Source organism: Sphingomonas sp. T1, assembly GCF_902506585.1.
GTDB lineage: Bacteria > Pseudomonadota > Alphaproteobacteria > Sphingomonadales > Sphingomonadaceae > Sphingomonas > Sphingomonas aerolata.
Genome location: NZ_LR733875.1, coordinates 308,840 through 329,795 on the forward strand (window position 1 = coordinate 308,840; position 20,956 = coordinate 329,795).

The window sequence follows — 20,956 nt, forward strand, 5'->3', positions numbered from 1 at the left end:
GGGCTCTCCAGACCGAGGATAGACCGACGAGCGAAGATCCTGTCATGCCCGGCACGGAGCCGGGCACTCAACAAAATCCACAAGCTGATAACGAGTCCGGCTTCGACGCGGGATCGCAATCGCGTGGCGGGCGGTCGATCCCGCGGGGCCGGCTGTCGCGGCTCGGCGTGTTCGGGCGGCTTGCCGGCGGCGTCGCGGGCGGGGTGGTCGCCGAGGGCGCCCGGCGGCTCGCGAGCGGCGAGCGTCCGCGCATGTCGGACCTGCTGCTGACCCCCGCCAACGCGGTGCGGGTCGCGGACCAGCTTTCGCATCTGCGCGGTGCGGCGATGAAGCTCGGCCAGATGGTGTCGATGGACGCGGGCGACATGCTGCCGCCCGAACTGGCGACGATCCTCGCCAGGCTGCGCAACGATGCGCATCACATGCCGCCCGCGCAGCTCGACCGGGTGCTCACGGCCGAATGGGGGAAGGACTGGCGCCGCCGCTTCGCCCATTTCCAGGCGCATCCGGTCGCGGCCGCATCGATCGGCCAGGTGCACCGGGCACGGCTCCCCGACGGACGTGTGCTGGCGATCAAGGTGCAATATCCGGGCGTGAAGGACAGCATCGACGCGGATGTCGACAATGTCGCCACGCTGCTGCGCGTGTCGGGGCTGTTGCCCAAGGAGCTCGACATCACGCGGCTGCTCGGTGACGCGAAACAGCAATTGCACGACGAGGCGGATTATGTCCGCGAGGGCGAGATGCTGGGACGCTATCGCGCGCTGGTGGGCGACGATGCGGGGCTGGTCGTCCCGCAACTCGAGCCGACATTGTCGACGCCGCGCGTGCTGGCGATGGAGTATATCGACTGTACGCCGATCGAGAGCCTCGAGACCGCACCCCAGGACGTACGCGATACGGCCATGGAGCGGCTGATCAGGCTCACGCTGCACGAACTGCTCGACTGGCGGCTGATGCAGACCGATCCCAATTTCGCGAATTATCGCTGGCAGGCCGAGACGGGGCGGATCGTCCTGCTCGACTTCGGGGCCGCGCGCGCGGTGCCGCAGGACGTAGCGGACGGGTATCGCCGGCTGCTGGCCGCTGGGCTCGCCGGACAGCGCGACGCGGTTCGCGACGCAGCCGTTCAGGCGGGCTTTCTGGGCGAGGCCGCGGTCGTGGGGCATCAGCCACAGATCGACCGCATGATCGACGTGATCCTGGCAGAGATGAATCGGACGGGGCCGTTCGACTTCGGCGATCGCAGCTTCGTCTCGGTACTCCGGGACGAGGGCGCGGCGATCGCACGCGACCGGTCGACCTGGCATATCCCGTCGGCCGACATGCTGTTCGTGCAGCGCAAGATCAGCGGTACCGCACTGCTCGCCGCACGGCTGAAGGCGCGCGTCGACGTGCGCGCGATGGTCGAACCTTATTGCTAGTCAAATGAAAGCCGTACTGACCTATAAAGGCGATCACCGGCTGCGATTTTCCTGTTTTGCCGCTTATGCTGCGGCGCGGTATCGCGACTCCAAACGTTAAGGCTGCATGGACCCGGGCAATTTCCGCGGTGACACGCCCGATTTGGAGATTTGAGTATGCGTAACAAGCGTCCCGACGGGATCGTCGACTATACGGGCCCGGCCGGTGGCTGGGGTGCGCTCAAGGCGGTTGCCACGTCGCTGAAGGCCCAGCAGATCGTCGTGCGGGGCGGGCAGACGCTGCTGAAGTCCAACCAGCCCGACGGTTTCGACTGTCCGAGCTGCGCCTGGCCCGACCCCAAGCATACCTCGTCGTTCGAATTCTGCGAAAATGGCGCCAAGGCGGTGGCATGGGAATCCACGGCGAAGCTGATCGGCGCCGATTTCTTCGCCAAGCACAGCGTCGCCGAGATCTGGAAGCAGAGCGATCACTGGATCGAGGATCAGGGTCGCGTCACCGAACCGCTGCGCTACAACGCCGCGACCGACCATTATGAGGTCGTGACTTGGGCGGAGGCGATGTCCGCGATCGGTGCGGGTCTTGCCGCGGTGCCGGATCCGAACCAGGCCGAATTCTATACCTCGGGCCGCTGCTCGAACGAGGCAGCGTTCCTCTATCAGCTGTTCGTGCGGCTGTACGGGACCAACAATTTCCCTGACTGTTCGAACATGTGCCACGAGGCGACGTCGGTCGGCCTCCCCAAGTCGATCGGGATCGGCAAGGGCACCGTCAGTCTCGAGGATTTCGACCATGCCGACCTGATCCTGTCGATCGGCCATAATCCGGGGACCAACCACCCGCGGATGATGGCGACGCTGCGCGAGGTGTCGCGCCGCGGTGGCAAGATCATCGTGTTCAACCCGCTCAAGGAGCGCTCGCTCGAACGCTTCGAATCGCCGCAGTCGGTGGTCGAGATGGCGACGATGTCGGCGACCCAGATCGCCAGCTCCTATCTGCAGGTGAAGGTCGGCGGCGACGCCGCGGCGCTCAAGGGTATCGCCAAGGCACTCGTGGCGCTCGACGAGGCGGCGCGCGCGAGCGGCGGCGAACCCGCGCTCGACCATGCGTTCATCGCCGAGCATACCGACGGGCTCGAACCCTATATCGCCGATCTCGCACGGACCGATTGGGCCGATATCGAACAGGCCAGTGGTTTGCGCCGGGCGGATCTCGAGGATGTCGCGCGGATCTATGCGTTGTCCAAGGCGACGATCGCCTGTTACGGCATGGGGATCACCCAGCACCGCACCGGTACCAGCAACGTCCAGCAGCTTGCGAACCTGTTGCTGCTGCGTGGCAATATGGGCCGCCCCGGCGCCGGGATCTGTCCTCTGCGCGGGCACAGCAACGTGCAGGGCGACCGGACGGTCGGCATCACCGAACGACCGATGCCGCTGCTGCTCGACCAGATGAAGAAGGTCTTCAACTTCGAGCCGCCGCGCGAGCATGGTCATTCGGTGGTCGAGAGCATCGCCGCGATGCGCGACGGCAAGGCCAAGGCGATCGTCTGCCTCGGCGGCAACCTCGCCATCGCGTCGTCCGATCCGCAGGCGTGCGCTGAAGGGTTCCGCAAGCTCGACTTGGCGGTGCACATCACCACCAAGCTCAACCGCACGATGCTGTTGATGGCGAAGGACACCTATATCCTGCCATGCCTGGGGCGGACCGAGCTCGACACGCAGGCCGGTGGCCCGCAGTCGGTCACCGTCGAGGATTCGATGTCGATGGTCCACGCGTCGCGCGGATTCCTGATGCCGCCGGGCGAGAATGTGAAGTCCGAGATCTGGATCGTCGGCGAGATCGCCAAGGCGACGCTCAAGGGCAAGGGCGATATCGACTGGGATGCCTATGTCGGCAATTACGACCTGATCCGCGACAAGATCGAGGCCGTGTTCCCTGATTTTGCCGATTACAACGCGCGGATCCGCAAGCCGGGCGGGTTCCACCTCCCCAACTCCGCCGCATTGCGGATCTGGAAGACGAGCAGCGGCAAGGCGAACTTCATCGTTGCCGAGGGGATCGAGGAAGACGAGACCGCGAACGCGCCGGACGTGCTGCGTCTGACGACGCTGCGGGCGCATGATCAGTACAACACGACCGTCTACAGCCTCGACGACCGGTATCGCGGTGTCTTCGGCCGTCGCGACATCCTGTTCATGAACGAGCGTGACATGGCGCGGCTCGGCTATGCGGAGGGCGATGTTGTCGATGTCGCCACCGCGTTGCAATATGCGCATCCGGACCGCGTCGTGCAGAAGCTGACCCTGGTCCGCTATGCGCTGCCGGACGGGTGCATCGCGTCCTATTATCCCGAGACGCAGCCGCTGATCGCGCTCGAGGATCATGATCCGCAGAGCTTCACCCCGTCCTATAAGTCGGTGCCGGTGACGGTGCGGCGGGCCGGCGGGGATGTCGGTGCGGAGCGCGGCGTGGCGCGCGCTGGGGTCGTCGGCCAGAGCCAGGCCGCTATGGCATGAGCGCGGGATACGCGCCGACGATCGACACCTATGCGACGCTCGCGGCGGCCAAGGCCGCGGCGTGGCGTCGCTCGCCGGTTGGCTTCTTTGCGGGCGCGATCCTGGCGGGAACCTATATCGGGATCGCGATGATCCTGGCGATCAGCGCGGCGGCGGGGCTTCCTCCCGGCGTCCGGCCACTGGTGATGGGCGCGACGTTCGGGATCGGCCTGATCCTGACGGTATTCGCCGGCGCCGAGCTGTTCACCGGCTATGTCATGTATCTCGGCTTCGGCCTGGCGAAGCGGACCATCAGCTATGGTGAGGCGATCACGCTGGCGACTGTCGTCTGGCTCGGCAATCTGGTCGGTGGCGTCCTGCTATCGGCAATCTTCGCAATCGGCGGGGGCGGCGCCGTGTTCGCCAATGCCGACACGATGTTCAACGCCTATGTCCAGCACAAGGTCGAGGCGGATGGGATCGCGTTGTTCGCGCGGGCGATCCTGTGCAACTGGCTCGTCTGTCTCGCGATCTGGACGGCGGCACGGATGAAGGGTGATGCGGCCAAGTGCATCGCGATGGCCTGGATCCTGCTCGCGTTCGTTGCTGCCGGTTTCGAGCATTCGGTCGCCAACATGACCGCGCTCACGCTCGGCCTCATGGCGCCGCATCCGGTTATCGATCTGGCGGGCACGGTGCATAATCTCGTCGTTGTGACTGCGGGAAACACCGTCGGCGGGCTGGTCTTCGTCGTCTTCGGGTACATGCTCGCGGCCAGGACGGACGCCGCAACCGCGCCAGCGGCGGACTGACGCGCACTTGGCCAAGAAGCATTATCTCACCGCGACGCTGCCCGATGGCTATGTGAAGACGATCGGGCCCACGGCGACGGCGTTCACCCATTACTGGCGGATCGTCGCGGTGCTCGCTAACGGCAAGACAGAAGTCTTCTGGGGGCACAGCAAGTCATTGGCCGAGGCGAAGAAGAAGCGCGTCGCGGCCGAGGAGGCGTCGATCCAGCGCGGTTGGCGATCGCACGCGTTCGAGATCGCCGAACTCGTTCGCTCCTAGACCATCCAGGCGTACAGCTGGGCCAGACGCGAAACGGCCGCCCCACACATGATGTGCGGGGCGGCCGTTCTTCTGTCAGACGAATGAGACCACGCGCGAACGGCGTGATCTCATTCTCGTGCCGGTCAGGCGAGCATGCGGACGCTGGGCTCACGATCCCAATAGCGCTTTGCACCCGCGGTCGCGATGTCGGCCAGCGCCACCACACCCGCATCGGGCTCCACGCCGGCCTTGTCGAGAAGCGGCTTGGCCGCATCGCTGGCGCCGATCGCCTTCAGATGACCGAACGCATCCATGACCCACTGGACCGCCGCGCCTTCCTTCAGCAGCGTCTTGCACCCATCGGCCGACAGGACGACCGCCACCGCGTCGAAGATCTGCGACGGGCTGCCCGCAAGCTGGCCCTGTGCCTTCTTCATGCTGCCATCGGCGAGCTTGGCGCCGCCGACCTTGGGGGCGACGAGTACTGGCTTGCCGCCTGCACCCTCGACCGCCGCGACGACCGCGTCGATCTCCGCGCCATCCGACCCGTCGGCGATCAGGATCCCGACCTGACGGCCCTCGAGCGTCTCCTTCATGTTCTTCTGGATCGACAATGCCGGGCTCGGTGGCATGTCGACCGGCGCGCGGAACGCCGGATTGGCCGCCGGCAGGGGGATGCCGAGACCATCGGCAACGCGCGTCGCCAGTTCCTCGTTCACGTTGCGGAGGTTGGCGACGGTGCGCTCCTGAACATGCGCGAGACCGACCTTCGACAGCTCGAAGGTGAAAGCCGACGCGATATGCGCCTTCTCATTGTCGGTCGCCGACACCCAGAACAGCCGTGCCTGGCTGTAATGGTCACCGAACAGTTCGGCGCGCATCCGCAGCTTCTCGCCTTGCTCGTCCGCACCGGTCGGGTTGGTGGTCGTCACGAAGCCGTTCGGCGATTCGCGCGGGCCGCCGTCTTCGCCGACAACCGACAGGCTGTTCGGCTCGTAATTAGCACGACCCTTGGGCACCTTGGTCTGCATCATGCCGTCACGCTGGAAATTACCAGCGGGGCTGCGCGGTGCGTTGACCGGGATCTGGTGGAAGTTGGTCGTGCCGAGACGCGACTTCTGCGTGTCGAGATAGCTGAACAGACGGCCCTGAAGCAGCGGATCGTTCGAGAAATCGATGCCGGGGACGATGTTGGTCGGCAGGAACGCGACCTGCTCGGTCTCGGCAAAGAAGTTGTCGACGTTGCGGTCGAGCACCATCCGGCCGATGATCCGGACGGGAACGTCCTCCTCGGGGATCAGCTTGGTCGAATCGAGCACGTCATAGGGCTGCGCCTCGGCGAAAGCCTTGTCGAACACCTGGATGCCCAGCTCCCATTCGGGGAAGTCGCCGGTGTCGATCGCTTCCCACAGGTCGCGACGATGATAATCGTTGTCCGCGGCCTGGAGCTTGAGCGTCTCGTCCCAGATCGTCGACTGGAGGCCAAGCTTGGGCTTCCAGTGGAACTTGACGAAGCTCGACTTGCCTTCTTCGTTCACGAGCTGGAACGTGTGGACGCCGAAGCCTTCCATCATCCGCAGCGAACGCGGCAGGGTGCGGTCGGACATCGCCCACATCTGCATGTGCGTCGATTCTGGGGTCAGCGATGCCCAGTCCCAAAAGGTGTCGTGTGCCGAACCGGCCTGCGGATAGGCGCGATCGGCCTCCATCTTCACCGAATGGATCAGATCGGGGAATTTGATCGCGTCCTGGATGAAGAACACCGGGATGTTGTTGCCGACGAGATCCCAGTTCCCCTCGGTCGTATAGAACTTGACCGCGAAGCCGCGCACGTCGCGCGGGGTGTCGACCGAACCGGCGCCGCCAGCGACCGTCGAGAAGCGCGTGAAGAGCTCGGTCTTCGTGCCCTTCTTGAACACCGCCGCCTTGGTCAGGTCGGAAATGTCATCGGTAGCTTCGAAATAGCCGTGCGCACCCGATCCGCGTGCGTGAACGATCCGCTCGGGGATCCGCTCATGATCGAAATGGAAGATCTTCTCGCGGAGCACGAAATCCTCGAGCAGCGTGGGGCCACGCGCGCCGGATTTCAGGCTGTTCTGGTTGTCGGACACGGGCACGCCGTGGTTGGTGGTCAGGACGGGGACGTCGCCGCCTGCCTGCTGATGCGTCTCACCACCGTTGCCGGGGTTGCGCTGTTCGGTGTCGCTCATTGCGGATCCTTGCTGTCGAGGACGAAGTTCGGGGGCTCAACGTGCGATCCACCAGACCGGGTCCATGCAGGCGGCAAGGAATCGGCCTGCTTCATGTTAGGGGATCAGATCGTGGGCGACGGATGTTGCCCCGACCACGCCGAACCGAGTCCGTTTCCAGCAGGTGCCCGGAATCGCTGGAGTTTATTCGCCGACCGCCAGAGCAGAAGCAGGCCGATCGCGAACAGGAACAGCGCACCGAACAGGAATGCGAGGTAGAATCCTGGTGCGAGCCAGGCCGATCGTATCACCGGCGCGGCCTCGGCACCGTCCATGGCGACCCCTGCGATTGTGGTCATCGGCGTTGCACTGGTTTCGATCGCTGTCATGGCGTGTCCCCGGCCGGACCGGCACCGTCGCGGCACCGGATCCGACCTGGGGTATGCGCGCGATTTATTGCACGCGTGGGACAGACCGTATCATTGCGTTACCCGCTGCGCGGCCGGAACGCGCCGATCCCGGCGATTGCGAGGCGACGGGCAGGAATCGCGGTCTCGGCAAAGCTGAGGCGGAGCAGACGGGCGGTGACCGGGGTCGCAAAGGCGATCCGCTGAGTCGCGAGCGCATAGGCGATGTTGGGCAGTTCGCCCTTGCCGGCCTCTTGCCAGTCGGTGCCGTCGGTGCTCGTCTCGATCCGGTAGCCCTTCGGCGGTGCGGTGTCCGCCATCACCGCGCGCGACGGCGTCAGGCTGAACCCGGCGAGCGTCTCGGTCGCGCCGAGGTCGATCGTCACCGAGGCGGGGGCGCCGGGTTTGGGGGCGGGCAGTGCCCAGCTCGTCGCGGTGTCGTTGTCGAGCAGGGCCTGTGCACCGGGCTCGGAGGCGGCGGCGATCGACCAGCGCGTCGTGGCGACGATGCTCGGATCCGACGCGACGACGGTGGCGACCGCGGCGGGCGCGACCTGGCGGAAAAGCGCGATCTCGCGGATCGCGGGACAGGCGGGGGCTTCGAGGATACGCAGACGCAGGCGGCGGGCCGTGACCGGCGCGGGCAGGCGGATGATACGCTGCGCGCCGATGCAGGCGTGCTGCGCCAGTTCGCGCCACCGGCCGTCCACTTCGGCATCGACCGCGAACCGCGTCACGCGCAGCCCGAGCGGGAGATATTCGCGCAGGCGGATGAGGTCGAAGGCCCGGCCGGGGGGAAGCTCGAGCACGAGGCTGGGAGTCGTGATGCCGTCGGCGGTCGACCAATAGCTGTCGGAGCGACCGTCGAGGACGTTTGCCGGCGTGAAGCCGGGGCCGCGACTGTGGCTGGCGGTCGCGACCGCGCCCTGGGCGAGGTCGCGCGCGAAGGTGGCAGCCTGCGCGGTGCCGAAGGATTTCAGCACGGCGACGTCGATATCGGCGAGGCGGCCGCGCCGGTCGGGCGGCAGGTTGAGGTTGAGGTTGGTGCCGCGACCGACCGACTCGTCGTACAGCTTTACCAGCCGCGCGGGCGTCTTGACCTTCGCATCCTCGTCCGCGTGATAGAACCAGCCCGGCCGGATCGAGACGTCGGTCTCGGCCGGCCACCAGAGCGGCGCACCCCGCACGCCCGAATTGCCCTCGCTCTGGACATAGGGATGGTTCGGCATGGTCGGCCAGCAGGGATCGCCAGCGACGCCGTCCTCATTGCCGACCCAGCGCACGTCGGCGCCCAAAGGATCGAAGGTGCAGGCCATCGGCTGATGCTGATGGACCAGCGCGACGATCGACGGCCAGTTGTAATATTTCGGCGCATCGATCTTCCGCGTGTCGCGCGCGCCGCCATAATAGCCGTCGCCGCCATTGGCGCCGTCGAACCAGAATTCGAACAGGGTGCCATAGCGCGTGCAGAGCTCGACCACCTGCTTACGGAAATACTCGACATAGGCCGGGCGGCCATAGTCCGCGTGATTGCGATCCCAGGGCGAAAGGTACAGGCCGAAATCGAGCCCGGCCCTCCTGGTCGCGCGCTCCATCTCACCGACGACATCGCCCTTGCCGTTCTTGTACGGGCTGTTGCGGATGCAATGCTCGGTCAGCATCGTCGGCCACAGGCAGAAGCCGTCATGATGCTTGGCGGTCAGGATGATGCCGCGCATGCCGCCTGCCTTGGCCGCCGCAACGATCTGGTCGGGGTCGAAATCAGTCGGATCGAAGAGCTTGGGATCCTCGTCGCCATAGCCCCATTCGCGATCAGTGAAGGTGTTGATCGAGAAATGGACAAAGGCATATTGCTCGCGCGCATGCCAGGCGAGCTGGCGCTTCGACGGCGTCGCACCCCATGGCTTGGGGGCGGCCGCGCGGGTCGCCGCGAGCGCAGGCGTCGCGGTTGCGGCCAGGCCCGATGCGAGCAGGAGGCGGCGGGAAACTTCGGTCATCAACGTCTCCGTGGGAATTCAGGCAGCGGGGCGGCCGAACGAGGGGGGGCGGTCAGCGAGCTTCGCGCCGAACGCCGGATCGGGGGTGGCGGACATGGTGAAGCGCAGCGTACCGCCGGCGACGAGATCGGCATGCGCGATCCAGCTTTTCGTCCAGGGCTTGCCGTTCCAAGTGACCGCGGTGACATAGGGCGTATCGGCGCGGTTGCCCGGCGCCTCGATCACGACCTTACGCTTGCCCCCGACCTTGAGTTCGGCGCGGGTGAAGAGCGGCGAGCCGAACACATAGACCGCCGCGACCGGATCGACCGGGTAGAGGCCGAGCGCTGACATCACGAACCATGCGCTCATCTGGCCGCAATCGTCATTGCCGATGATCCCGTCGGGCGCGCGCTTGTACATCGTCGTCAGGATCTTGCGGACCAGCGCCTGCGTCTTCCAGGGCTGGCCGACATAGGCGTAGAGATAGGGCACGTGCTGATCGGGTTCGTTGCCGTGCGCATATTGGCCGATCAGCCCCGATATGTCGGGCGGCGCGTCCCTGGGCAGCGTCGAGGGCGCAGCAAACAGCGCGTCGAGGCGCGCGGCGAACTTCGCATCGCCACCGAAATGCGCGATCTGGCCGTAGAGGTCATGCTGGTTGAGGAAGGTCGTCTGCCAGCCATTGGCTTCGGTGAAGTCGTGGTAGCGCTTGATGTGGCCGAGCTGGATCGGGTCATAGGGCGTCAGCCAGCTGCCGTCGGCGAGCTTGGGTCGCGCCAGGCCGATCGCCGGGTCGAGGACGTTGCGATAGTTCCGGCTGCGCTCGCGCAGACGGGCGGCGTCGTCGGTCGCCCCGGCCTCTGCGGCAAGGGCGGCCATCGCCCAGTCGTCATAGGCATATTCCTGGGTCCGGCTGACCGACTCGTCGACCTGATCGGCAGGCAGATAGCCACGCGCGATATAGGTGCCCCGCGCGCGGCTGTTGACGAGGTCGGGGGCCTTGGCGTCGAACGCGCGCGTGCGGATCGCAGGCCAGGCGGCGGCATAGTCCGCGTCGATGCCCTTGGCCGCGGCCTCCGCCATGATAGCGACCGAATGCCAGCCGATCATCGTGCCGGTCTCGACCCCCTGGAGCGGCCAGCACGGCGGGCCATAGGCGCTCTGCTGCGTCTGGCGGACCAGGTCGCGGACGAGCGACCGCGCGCGATCGGGCGCGACCAGCGTCAGTAGCGGGTGGAGCGTACGATAGGTGTCCCAGGTCGAATAGGTGCTGTACGCCTGTTCGCCCTTGGGCACGCTGTGGACCAGCCGGTCGAGCCCGACATAGCGGTCGTCGACATCCGAAAAGAGCGTCGGCGCGAGCATCGCATGATAGAGCGCGGTGGCCATGACGACGCGTTGGTCGTCGCTGCCACCGTCGATCTTCACGGTCTTGAGCGCGTCGGCCCAGTCGCCGATCGCCTGACGCCGCGCCGCATCGAAGTCGCGCGATGCCGAGGCGGCGAGGTTGGTCCGTGCGCCCGCCATGTCGACCGCGGAAACCGCGGTGCGCACGACGATCGGGGCGGAGCCCGCATCGTCGTAGTGCAGCACCGCGCGCACGCGGTCGGCGGTCGCGATCGCGCCGTTGACGACCTGGTCGCCCGCATGCAGCGTGATCCGGTCGGGCTTGCGCGAGACCTGCATCGCGAAGTGGATGCGGCGCCCCTTGGCCCAGCGGAAGGTGCGGCGGCTGCCGATCAGGATGCCGTCCGATTCGAGTTCGATCCGGCTGTCGTCGATCAGCGGGCCTTCGCCCGGGCGGCTGTCGCGGTAGTTGCCGAGGTCGATAAGGAGATGCCCGGGGCCGGCGGGAAAGCGGTGCCGCTGCCAGCCGACGCGCGCTTCGGCGGTGAGTTCGGAGCGGACGCCGTTGCCGAGCGTGCAGGCATAATAGCCGGGCTCGGCACTTTCCTGCGCATAGGTCTGTCGATAGCCTTCGCCGGGCTTGTCGGGTGCGCCGGGGCGCAGCTTGACCGGGCCGCGGGCAGGCACGACGAGCACGTCCATCATGTCGGCGATGCCGGTGCCCGACAGATGCGTGTGCGAAAAGCCCATGATCGACGGGTCACCGCGATGATAGCCCGAGCAGTTCGCCCAGTTCTCCGTATCCGTGTCGGGACTGACCTGGACCATGCCGAACGGCACGGTCGCGCCGGGATAGGTATGGCCGTCGCCGCCGGTCCCGATCCACAGATCGGGCACCGCGCGCGACCGGCCGGCAAAGGCTGGCATCGCGTCGCTCAGCGCCAGCGCACCGGTCGAGCCGAGCAACGCACGTCGCGTGAGCCTCATAACGGCGCTGCCAGCAGCGCGGGGCGGGTATCGGCAAGATGGACGAGCAGTTCCCCGAACAGTCCGTTCGTCCAGGCGAACCAGCTGCGCGTGAACTTGGTGGGATCGTCCTTGTCGAACGCCTCGTGCATGAAGCCGGTGTCGGCATCCGTATCGCGCAACATCCTGAGGCAGCTGCGGACGGTCGCGTCGTCAGCGCCGGCAAGCGCGCGGATGATCAGCGACATCGGCCAGATCTGGCCGAGCCCGACATGCGGGCCGCCGATCCCCTCCGCCTTGGTGCCCTTGAAGAAATAGGGATTGGCGTCGCTCCAGGCAGCGTCCGAGGTGCGGCGCCAGAGCGGGTCGGTGGCGGGAACGCAGCCCATATAGGCGAGCGCGGACAGCGACGGCACGTTGGCGTCGTCCATGAAGACCGCGTTGCCGAACCCGTCGACCTCATAGGCCCAGACCTCGCGGCCGTCGCGCAGCCGCATCTTGCCATGCGCGTTGAGCGCGGTCTCGACCTCGGCCGCAAGCGCGGTGGCATCGGCGGCGAGCGCGGTGTCGTTGCGCGCCTCCTTCGCGACGACAGCCAGTTCGCGCAGCGTCGTCACCGCGAAATGATTGGCGGGGATCAGATAGGGATAGAGGCAGGCATCGTCGGACGGACGAAAACCGCACTGGATCAGGCCGTTCGGCCTGGCGGGATTGCCCCAGCCCTCGAGCGCCATCGTCTCGGTATTACGGTTCGAGGCGCGCAGGAAGCTATAGGGGCCGCGACCGTCCTTGCGTTGCTGCTCGCGATAGGTGCGCAGGCTGGCGCGTGCTGCCTCCGCCCAGGTCGCGTCGAACGGGGTCGCGTCGCGCGTCGCCTGCCAATAGCCATAAGCGAGACGCATCGGGTAGCAGAGCGAGTCGATCTCCCATTTGCGCTCGGCGACACCCGGTTTCATCTCGGTCTGGTCGTGCAACGCCCAGCTCAGCTCGGTCTTGCCGGCGGGATCCTCGAGAAACGCATTGGCATAGGGATCGAGCAGAATCGATCGCGACTGGCGGGCGATCAGCCCGCGGAACACGGTGCGCAGCGCGGGATCGTTGCGGACGAGGTGAAGATAGGGGCGGAGCTGCGCCGAGCTGTCGCGCAGCCACAGGCACGGAATGTCACCGGTGATGACGAACGCGTCGGGGGCACCGCCGATGGTCGACATCCGCACGGTCGTGTCGAGCGTGTTGGGATAGCAGTTGCCGAACATCCAGCGCAGCTTCGGATCGGCGATCCGGGCCGAGACGCGGGCGATCTCGCGTTCCACCGCCCGGCTCTTGAACAGACGGTCGGCGACGGCGGGGCGCTTGGAGGGCAGGTTCGGGCGGGCGGCAAAAGCAGGGGTGCCGACGAGCGCGAGCCCGCCGGCGATCAACGAACGGCGATCGATCATTTGGGCAGCCCCACCGCTGCGCCTGTGATCGTCAGGTCGGTCCATTGCCCCTCGCCGTCGCCGGGCTGGCCGCCGCCGACATAGAGGCGATAGGCGCCGGGCTGGATCGTCCGCGTGCCGTCGCGCGCGACGCTGCTCATCGAGCGGGGATCGAGCGCGAACGAGACGGTGCGCGACTGGCCGGGCTTGAGCGCGACGCGGTCGAAGCCGACGAGCTGGCGCTGGAGCACCGCGGTGGTCGCTCCGCCGCCGGTGGTCGCGGTCGGGACGAGATAGGCCTGAACGACCTCTTCGCCCGCGCGCGCGCCGGTGTTCGAGACCTTCGCCGCGAGCGTGAGAGGCTGGCCGGCCGCGACGGTGAGGCTGGGTTTTGCCGCGGCATAGCCGAAACTGGTATAGCTCAGCCCGTGGCCGAAGCCCCAGAGCGGCTTGCCGGTGAAGTAGCGATAGGTGCGCTCCTTCATCGTATAGTCGATGAAGGCGGGCAGGTCGCTGGCGGACTTGTAGACGGTGACGGGGAGGCGACCCGAAGGGTTGTTGAGCCCCGCGAGCGTCTCGGCGATCGCGGTGCCGCCGGCCTGGCCCGGATACCAGGCGGTCAGGATCGCGTCGGCGAGCGACGGATCGACCGTCACCGCGCTGCCGCTGGTCAGGACGAGGATGACGGGTTTGCCGGTCGCGCGCAGTGCTTTGAGCAGCGCCTGTTGCGCGAGCGGAAGCCCGATGTCGGTGCGGTCGCCGCCGACGAAGCCGGGTACGCTGACCGACAGCGCCTCGCCCTCGAGATCGGGCGACAGGCCCATCACCGCGACGACGACGTCTGAAGCGTTCGCGGCGGCGACAGCGGCGGCGAGCATCGGCGCGGCGGGCGGCGTCCAGAGCAGGCGGATACCCTCGTCGTCGCTGCGGTGATCGAGTTCGAGGCGGAAGACGGCGGGTTTGCCGTCGCTGGAGACCGGGATCTCGACGCGGCCCTTCTTGATCTCGCCGGCGGTGAGCTGGCGGTCGCCGATCCAGAGGCGTGCGACGTCATGGACCGAACAGTCTTTCCAGCACGCCGGGACGTCGATCACCAGCGTATAGTCACCCGCGGCGGGCGGAGTGAAGACGCCCGACCAGCGGACGCCGAAGCTGCGGCCAAGCCCAGGCGCCGGACTGACGCGGTTGAGGTCCGCATCGATGCGGCGTTCGGTGCGCGTCAGGACGGGCGTGCCGCCGGTCGTCCCGGTACCGGTGAAATACTCCGCTTTCAGACCCTGAGGAAAGACGGTTTCGGGAACCACCACCGGCGCGCCGTCGGCGAGCACCGAACCCTGGGCATAGCGGACATTGGCGGCGCCGAACTGCTTGCGGATGCCGTCGAGCGGGGTAACGGGGGAAACGGCGGTGCCGTGGTAATTGCCCTGGAGCACGCCGATATCGTCGGCATTGGTGCCGATCACCGCGATCCGGCTGCCCGATTTGAGCGGCAGGCGGCTGGCATCGTTCTTGAGCAGCACGATCGATTTGCGCGCCGCCTCGAGCGCGAGCGCACGGTGCGCGGGGGTATCGACCTGATCGGTGCCGATCTTGTTCCACGGGCTGTCGCCGCCGAACGCGATGCCCAGCGCGCGGCGGGCGCGGAAGGCGCGCGTCAGCGCGGTGTCGACCTCGGCCTCGCTCACCAGACCCTGGCGAACTGCGGCGGGGAGGCCGGCATAGGCGGTTCCGCAATTGAGATCGGTGCCGCCCCTGATTGCCGCTGCCGCGGCGCCGGGCGTGTCGAGCCGATAGTGGTGATAGGTGCTGATGTTACCGACCGCGTCGCAATCGGAGACGGTGAAGCCGGTAAAGCCCCAGTCGCGACGCAGCCGGTCGACCATCAGCGGCGACGATGCGCAGGCGGGCACGCCGTGGATCGAGTTGTACGCGCACATCAGCGAGAGCGCCTTGCCCTCGGTCACCGCCTGGCGGAAGGCGGGCAGGTAGGTAGCTTCCAGATCCTGCGGGCTGGGGTCGACGTCGAAACTGTCGCGCCCGGCCTCGGGGCCGCTGTGCACCGCGAAATGCTTCGGCGTGGCGACGACCTTGGGGTGGAGCGGGTCGGGGCCCTGAAGGCCGCCGATGAACGCGACACCGAGCCGCCCGGTCAGATACGGATCCTCGCCATAGGTTTCCTGCCCGCGCCCCCAGCGGGGATCCCGGAAGATGTTGATGTTGGGCGACCAGATCGTCAGCCCTTCATAGATGCGGCGATCGGCATTGGCGGGCTTCGCATTGAAGCGCGCGCGTGCCTCGGTTGCGACGACGTCGCCGATCTTGCGGACGAGCACCGGATCCCAGGTCGCGGCCATGCCGATCGCCTGCGGGAACACGGTCGCATGACCGTTGCGCGCGAGACCGTGCAGTCCCTCGTTCCACCAGTCATAGGCGGGCAGGCCGAGCTTCGAATCGGCGGGCGCGGTGCTCTGCAACTGTGCAGCCTTTTCCTCCATCGACATGGTGGCGACCGCGGTGGCGACGGGATCGGCGGAGGCGAGCAGGAGCCAGATCATCGGGCAAGGGTCCTCAAGGTGAGCGCTTTGCGCAGTGTGGCAGGCGACGCGTCCGACGCAACGGCGACGGTCCGCGTCTCGCCCGGCAGAAGGTCGAACCCGTCATCGGCGGGCTGCGCTGCCACGTCGCCGAAATCGAGCATGACCGCGCGGGCGAAGCGGCTGGCGGTGATCGTCGCGGTCGAGCCCGACCAGGTGACGCTCAGGCCCGGATCGGGATAGGCCATGTCCTTGGGCAACGCGCGTTCGATGATCGCACGGCTGGCGACCGCGTCACCGACGATTAGCTCGGCGACCGCATAGCTGGCCCCCGGCGCGGCGCTGCCGAACAGCGTCGCATCGGGGAGCGTCGCGGCGAGCGTCGACGAGAGCGGCGGCAGCGTCGCGGGCGTGGTGGTGTCGTTCAGCAAGGTGCCTGCCATGTCCATCGCGCGCACCCGCCAGCGCGCGGCGATCGGCGTGGTCGCGTCGGAGATCAGCGAGATCCGCGTCGCGCCGTCCTTGTGCTCCGCGGCGATCGCCTGGGGTGCGAAGAAGCGCCGCGCGGCATAGTTGAGCAGCTTCCACTGGCCGTCATGATCGATGCTCGCCCAGCTGATCGAGGGCCAGACGTCGTTCAGCTGCCAGTAGAGCGACCCCATCGTCACCGGGCGGCACGCACGGTGATGCAGCGCGGCGATGCGGATCGCCTCGGCCTGGTTGACCTGCGTCAGATAGACGAGATCGGCGAAATCCTTCGCCGGGCGCAGGCGATCGCGCAGATACATCAGCAGGCGCTCATTGCCCTCGCCGGCGAGGAACTTCTGATGCGCCTTCATCACCGGACTGTCGGCGGCAAGCGGTCCCTTGCCCGCGAAGGCGCGGATCGTCGCGAGGTCCGGCATCGCCTGGAAGCCATATTCCGACATGAAGCGCGGGCAGCTGTCGAGATAGCGTTCGACCGGTTTCGATCCGGACCAGACATCCCAGAAATGGCGATCACCGTCCTTGTCGGTGTCGGTCGGGCCCTCATAATCGGTCGAGGGGGAGCCCGGCCAATAAGGCGTGCCGGGCGAATATTTCGTCACCGCCTGGCGCAGCACGCGGTCGAACAGCACCGCCATGCCCGCGCCGATCCGCTCCTGCTCGTCGGCGCCGACCGCCTTCTTGAACGCCTTGCGATCGGACCAGTTCTCCCAGCCCGACAGCACTTCGTTGCCGCCGGCCCAGATCACGACCGAGGGATGCGAGCCGATCCGGGCGACCTGCTGCTCGGCCTCAATCCGGACATTCTCGCGGAATGCTGCATCGGGCGGCGTGACGCTGCCGCCGAACATGAAGTCCTGCCACACCATCAGCCCCATGCGGTCGGCCATGTCGTAAAAGGCGTCGTCGAGATAATAGCCGCCGCCCCAGACGCGGATCATGTTCATGTTGGCATCCGCTGCGCCCTTCAGGATCGTCTGCATATAGGCGGGGGTGACGCGCGACGGGAACATGTCGAACGGGATCAGGTTCGCGCCCTTGGCGAAGATCGGCGTGCCGTTGACCTTGAAGCCGAAGCTGCCGTCCTTGCGGATCAGTTCGACCGTGCGCAGGCCGATCCGCCGCGTGACACTGTCCTCTGCGGTCGCTTGCGCGCCGGCGAGCGAGGCGGTGACGGTGTAGAGCGGCTGCGCGCCATAGCCGATCGGCTGCCAACGCTGCGGCGCGGCGATCGTCAGCGGCAGCGAGACGCTGTTGCTGCCGGCGGCGAGCGTGACGCTACGGTCGACCGTGACGGTCTTGCCGTCGGGACCCGTGACAACGGCGTGCACGGTCGTGCGACCAGGCGTGTCGGCGACGATGTCGAGCTTCGCCGCGATCCGCGCCTCGGCGTCGCTCAGATCCTCCTGCTCGACCCGGAACGTCTCGATCCGCGCCTCGTCCCAGATCTCGAGACGGACCGGGCGCCAGATGCCGATGTTGACGATGCGGGGACCCCAGTCCCAGCTGTAATGATATTTGGGTTTGCGAATATAGGGCGAGGTCTGCTTGCCCTTGGGCTCGTCGCCGAACGCGCTGTCATATTCGCCGGGAAGCGGATGCTTTTCGGCGAGCACCATCGGCTGCAGCGTGCGGATCGGCGAGGCGATCGTCACCACCACCTCGTTGCGGCCCGCCTTCAGCGCCGATTTCGCGTCCACGCGCCAGCGACGGTGAGCGTTGTCGGTCTTGAGCAGCGGCGTGCCGTTGACGGCGACGGTCGCAAAGGTGTCGAGACCGTCGAATACGAGATCGAGATGGTCGCGCGCGAGCATCGCCGGCGTGACTTCGAGCACGCGGCGGAACTGCCACCGGGTCAGCCCGGCCCACTGGATCGCCGCCTCGTTCATGCCCTTGTAGGGATCGGGGACGCGGCGCGCGGCGATCAGGTCCTGCTGGACCGATCCCGGCACCGTGGCCGCGAGCCATTTCGCCTCGCGCTTGTGCGCGGCGACCGCGGCCGTGTCGGTCGGATCGATCCGGACCTGCCAGTCACGGTCGAGCGTGACCACCGTCTTCGGGGCCGAGATCGCGGGCGAGGCGAGTGCGAGGAGAGGGAGAAGGAACCAGCGACGCATCAGCGTGTCTCCGTAAGTTGCATCCGCTCGACCGCATAATAGGGATCGGACGTGGGGGAGGTGAATTGCAGGCAGATGTCGCGGTCGCCGGTCAGCGCGGGCAGGCGGCCCTTGACGCTGAACCGGGTGGCGGCGGTTGCCGGATCGGGGAGCGGGAAGGTGCCGGCGACGACCGGCTTGGCACCCGCCACGGTGCAGCCGACGAGCACGATCAGCTCGCCGTGCGGGGTGACGTTATAATGCCGGCGAAGCTTCGTATCTTCATGCGCGAGCGCATAATGACGCGGCAGGCGGGCGATATCGATCGTGAAGCCCTTTGCGGCATCCATCGGCGCGGCGGGATAGGCGGTGCACAGGTCGAACAGGTCGATATTGTAGACCGGTGCATTTGCCTGCGCCTCGGGCGTCAGCGGCACGCGTAGCGCGAGCGATCCTTTTGGACAGGCGACCATGTCGGAGGCAGTGCGCGTCAGCAGTGCCTGACGGCCGGTATCGAACAGGCGTGGCTCGGCGATCTGCTGACCGGCGGCGTCAAACGCGGCGGCGCGGATCTTGACCCCGGCTTTGATCGACAGCGGTGCCGTATAGGCGGGCGACCGCGGGCCGGGGGCCTTGACGTCGAGCGTGTAGCGGATCGTGCCATAGGGCGCCTGCGTCGTCAGCGAGACCTTGGCGCTTTTGGTGCGCAGCGCATCGCCGCGTGTGCCAGCGAGCGTATAGCCGACTGCGAACGCGCTGTCCGCGACCTGCATGCCGGAGGTGCGCCAGCGGCCGATCTGCGGCTGAACCCGCTCGAGAAAACTGCCGAAGTCGCGCTTGTCCTTGCCCGACCAGGTGATCTCGGCGAGCGCGGCGGCGCGTGGGAAGATCAGATGCTGCATCTGATAGGGCGTGACGATGTACTCACTCCACAGATTGCCCTGTGCACCGAGCACGTGATGCGCCTTGTCGGCGGGGATCCCCGCAGGCATCGGCTCATACTTGTACACGGTCTCGAGCGACTGGACGTCGATCCGCCCCGGCGGTTCGTCGCTGCGATCGCTCTGCAGGCTGTTGAGGTAGAGCGTCGGTGCAGGCGACAGGACGACGTCGTGGTTCTGGTTCGCGGCCTCGACCGCGCCCTTCTCGCCACGCCACGACATCACCGATGCGGAGGCGGGCAGGCCGCCTTCGAGGATTTCGTCCCAGCCGATCAGGCGACGGCCCTTGCTGGCAAGATATTCGCCGAACTGGTCGATCATCCAGCTCTGCAGCCCGTTCTCGTCCTTGATCCCGAGCTTGACCATCTGCGCCTGGACTTCAGGGCTGCGTTCCCACTGATCCTTGACCGCCTCGTCCCCGCCGAGATGAACATAGGTGCCGGGGAAGACCGCCATGATCTCGTCGAGCACCGTCTTGACGAAGGCGATGCCCTTCGGACCGGGGTTGAAGAGATAGGGATTCACGCCCCAGTCGCTGCTGACCTTCGGCGTGTCGCCGAGGACGCCGAGGTCCGGATACGCGGCGACGAGCGCCTGCGCGTGGCCGGGCAGGTCGATCTCGGGGACGATGACGATGCCGCGCTCGGTTGCATAGGCGACGAGCTTGCGCAGCTCGTCCTGCGTGTAGAAGCCGCCGACCTGCGTGCCGGGCGCCTCGCCGGTCGAGGGGGACGTCCGGACGCTGCCGATCGCGGTCAGCCGGGGATAGGCCTTGACCTCGAACCGCCAGCCCTGATCGTCGGTGAGGTGGAGATGGAGCGTGTTGAGCTTCACCGACGCCATCTGGTCGACGATCGCATAGAGCGAGGGCAGCGACTGGAAATGCCGCGCGGTGTCGATCATCAGCCCGCGCCAACCGAAGCGGGGAACGTCGTCGATCGTGACCGCTGGGATCCGGACGGGCTGGCCGAAGGCGCGATCGGGGCTGATCAGCTGCGCCAGCGTCATCGCGCCATAGACGAGCCCGGCATCGCCCGACGCCGCGATCCGCACGCCGGACGCATCGACCGTCAGACGATAGGATTCCGCGCCCTTGATCGCCGCGTCGCGATCGATGCGGATCAGGCCGCGCGCGCCGGTCGCCAGCGTTAGGCCGCGTTCGGTCTTCACATGGGCTAGGAGCAGACGGGCGGCGGCGGTGGTGCCGGCATCGCCGGGATCGGCGGACACCGCGCTGCCCGTCGCGATCGTCACGGCGCCGGTCCCGCGCGTCATCGCTGCGGGTTGCGGGACGAGCGGCAGGCGGTCCTGCGCATCGGCCACGCCGGTGGTGCCGAGCATCATGCCGGTCGCGACAAGCGCGCATCCGAAACGGGGGGGTGCGTTTGACCGCATGATTTCTGCTCCCGGTAACCGGCTCCTCACGGCCGCTGGTCGGGGAATGTAACCAATATAGGTCCAGACACAAGCCGTTGATTGGCCAGCGTCCTGAAAGCAGGTCCCGAGCCGCCGCAAAGTTTGCCAGTGTTTCAGCCGATCTAGTAGCATCGACCCGTTTTGGACGGAAATACCAATATAATCCTTGGCGTCGGTCTGGTTGCCGCGCGGCTGTGCTTTGGC

General features: G+C 67.0%; 12 protein-coding genes. 4 read left to right on the plus strand and 8 right to left on the minus strand.

All coding sequences use genetic code 11. The features are described from left to right. Positions 1 to 44 precede the first annotated feature (44 nt). The 4 genes from GV027_RS01375 to GV027_RS01390 all read left to right on the plus strand — a co-directional run bounded on the left by GV027_RS01375 (position 45) and on the right by GV027_RS01390 (position 4,991). Positions 45 to 1,424, plus strand: a complete 1,380-nt coding sequence (locus GV027_RS01375) for an ABC1 kinase family protein (RefSeq protein ID WP_159510711.1) — start codon at positions 45 to 47, stop codon at positions 1,422 to 1,424. Between the two features lie 156 nt (positions 1,425 to 1,580). After that, positions 1,581 to 3,941, plus strand: coding sequence for an FdhF/YdeP family oxidoreductase (locus tag GV027_RS01380; RefSeq protein ID WP_159510712.1), 2,361 nt, complete (start codon positions 1,581 to 1,583; stop codon positions 3,939 to 3,941). Further along, positions 3,938 to 4,732, plus strand: coding sequence for a formate/nitrite transporter family protein (locus GV027_RS01385; RefSeq protein ID WP_159510713.1), 795 nt, complete (start codon positions 3,938 to 3,940; stop codon positions 4,730 to 4,732). Before GV027_RS01380 ends, GV027_RS01385 begins: the two co-directional genes overlap by 4 nt. A 7-nt stretch (positions 4,733 to 4,739) precedes the next feature. Next, entirely contained in the window at positions 4,740 to 4,991 is a 252-nt protein-coding gene (locus GV027_RS01390) for a hypothetical protein (RefSeq protein WP_159510714.1), read from the plus strand. Between the two features lie 125 nt (positions 4,992 to 5,116). On the opposite strand, the gene GV027_RS01395 is transcribed toward GV027_RS01390, so the two are convergent. The 8 genes from GV027_RS01395 to GV027_RS01430 form a co-directional block, all read right to left on the minus strand. Then, the gene (locus tag GV027_RS01395) at positions 5,117 to 7,183 is read right to left on the minus strand and encodes a catalase (RefSeq protein ID WP_159510715.1); all 2,067 of its coding nucleotides are present in this window, start codon (positions 7,181 to 7,183) and stop codon (positions 5,117 to 5,119) included. Positions 7,184 to 7,287: 104 nt separating this feature from the next. Beyond that, positions 7,288 to 7,551, minus strand: a complete 264-nt coding sequence (locus GV027_RS01400) for a hypothetical protein (protein WP_159510716.1) — start codon at positions 7,549 to 7,551, stop codon at positions 7,288 to 7,290. A 98-nt stretch (positions 7,552 to 7,649) separates the two neighbouring features. After that, the gene (locus GV027_RS01405; RefSeq protein ID WP_159510717.1) at positions 7,650 to 9,566 is read right to left on the minus strand and encodes an alpha-L-fucosidase; all 1,917 of its coding nucleotides are present in this window, start codon (positions 9,564 to 9,566) and stop codon (positions 7,650 to 7,652) included. 18 nt (positions 9,567 to 9,584) lie between these two features. Next, the gene (locus tag GV027_RS01410; protein ID WP_159510718.1) at positions 9,585 to 11,882 is read right to left on the minus strand and encodes a GH92 family glycosyl hydrolase; all 2,298 of its coding nucleotides are present in this window, start codon (positions 11,880 to 11,882) and stop codon (positions 9,585 to 9,587) included. Continuing rightward, the gene (locus GV027_RS01415) at positions 11,879 to 13,300 is read right to left on the minus strand and encodes a glycoside hydrolase family 125 protein (protein ID WP_159510719.1); all 1,422 of its coding nucleotides are present in this window, start codon (positions 13,298 to 13,300) and stop codon (positions 11,879 to 11,881) included. The genes GV027_RS01410 and GV027_RS01415 overlap by 4 nt, the downstream gene beginning before the upstream one ends. Continuing rightward, a complete protein-coding gene (locus tag GV027_RS01420) occupies positions 13,297 to 15,834 on the minus strand; it encodes a glycoside hydrolase family 3 C-terminal domain-containing protein (RefSeq protein ID WP_159510720.1) in 2,538 nt (845 codons plus the stop codon). The genes GV027_RS01415 and GV027_RS01420 overlap by 4 nt, the downstream gene beginning before the upstream one ends. Further along, positions 15,831 to 18,416, minus strand: a complete 2,586-nt coding sequence (locus tag GV027_RS01425; protein WP_159510721.1) for a beta-mannosidase — start codon at positions 18,414 to 18,416, stop codon at positions 15,831 to 15,833. Before GV027_RS01425 ends, GV027_RS01420 begins: the two co-directional genes overlap by 4 nt. Continuing rightward, on the minus strand, positions 18,416 to 20,731 hold the full coding sequence (locus GV027_RS01430) for a beta-N-acetylhexosaminidase (RefSeq protein ID WP_159510722.1): 2,316 nt from the start codon (positions 20,729 to 20,731) through the stop codon (positions 18,416 to 18,418). The genes GV027_RS01425 and GV027_RS01430 overlap by 1 nt, the downstream gene beginning before the upstream one ends. Positions 20,732 to 20,956: the final 225 nt, after the last annotated feature.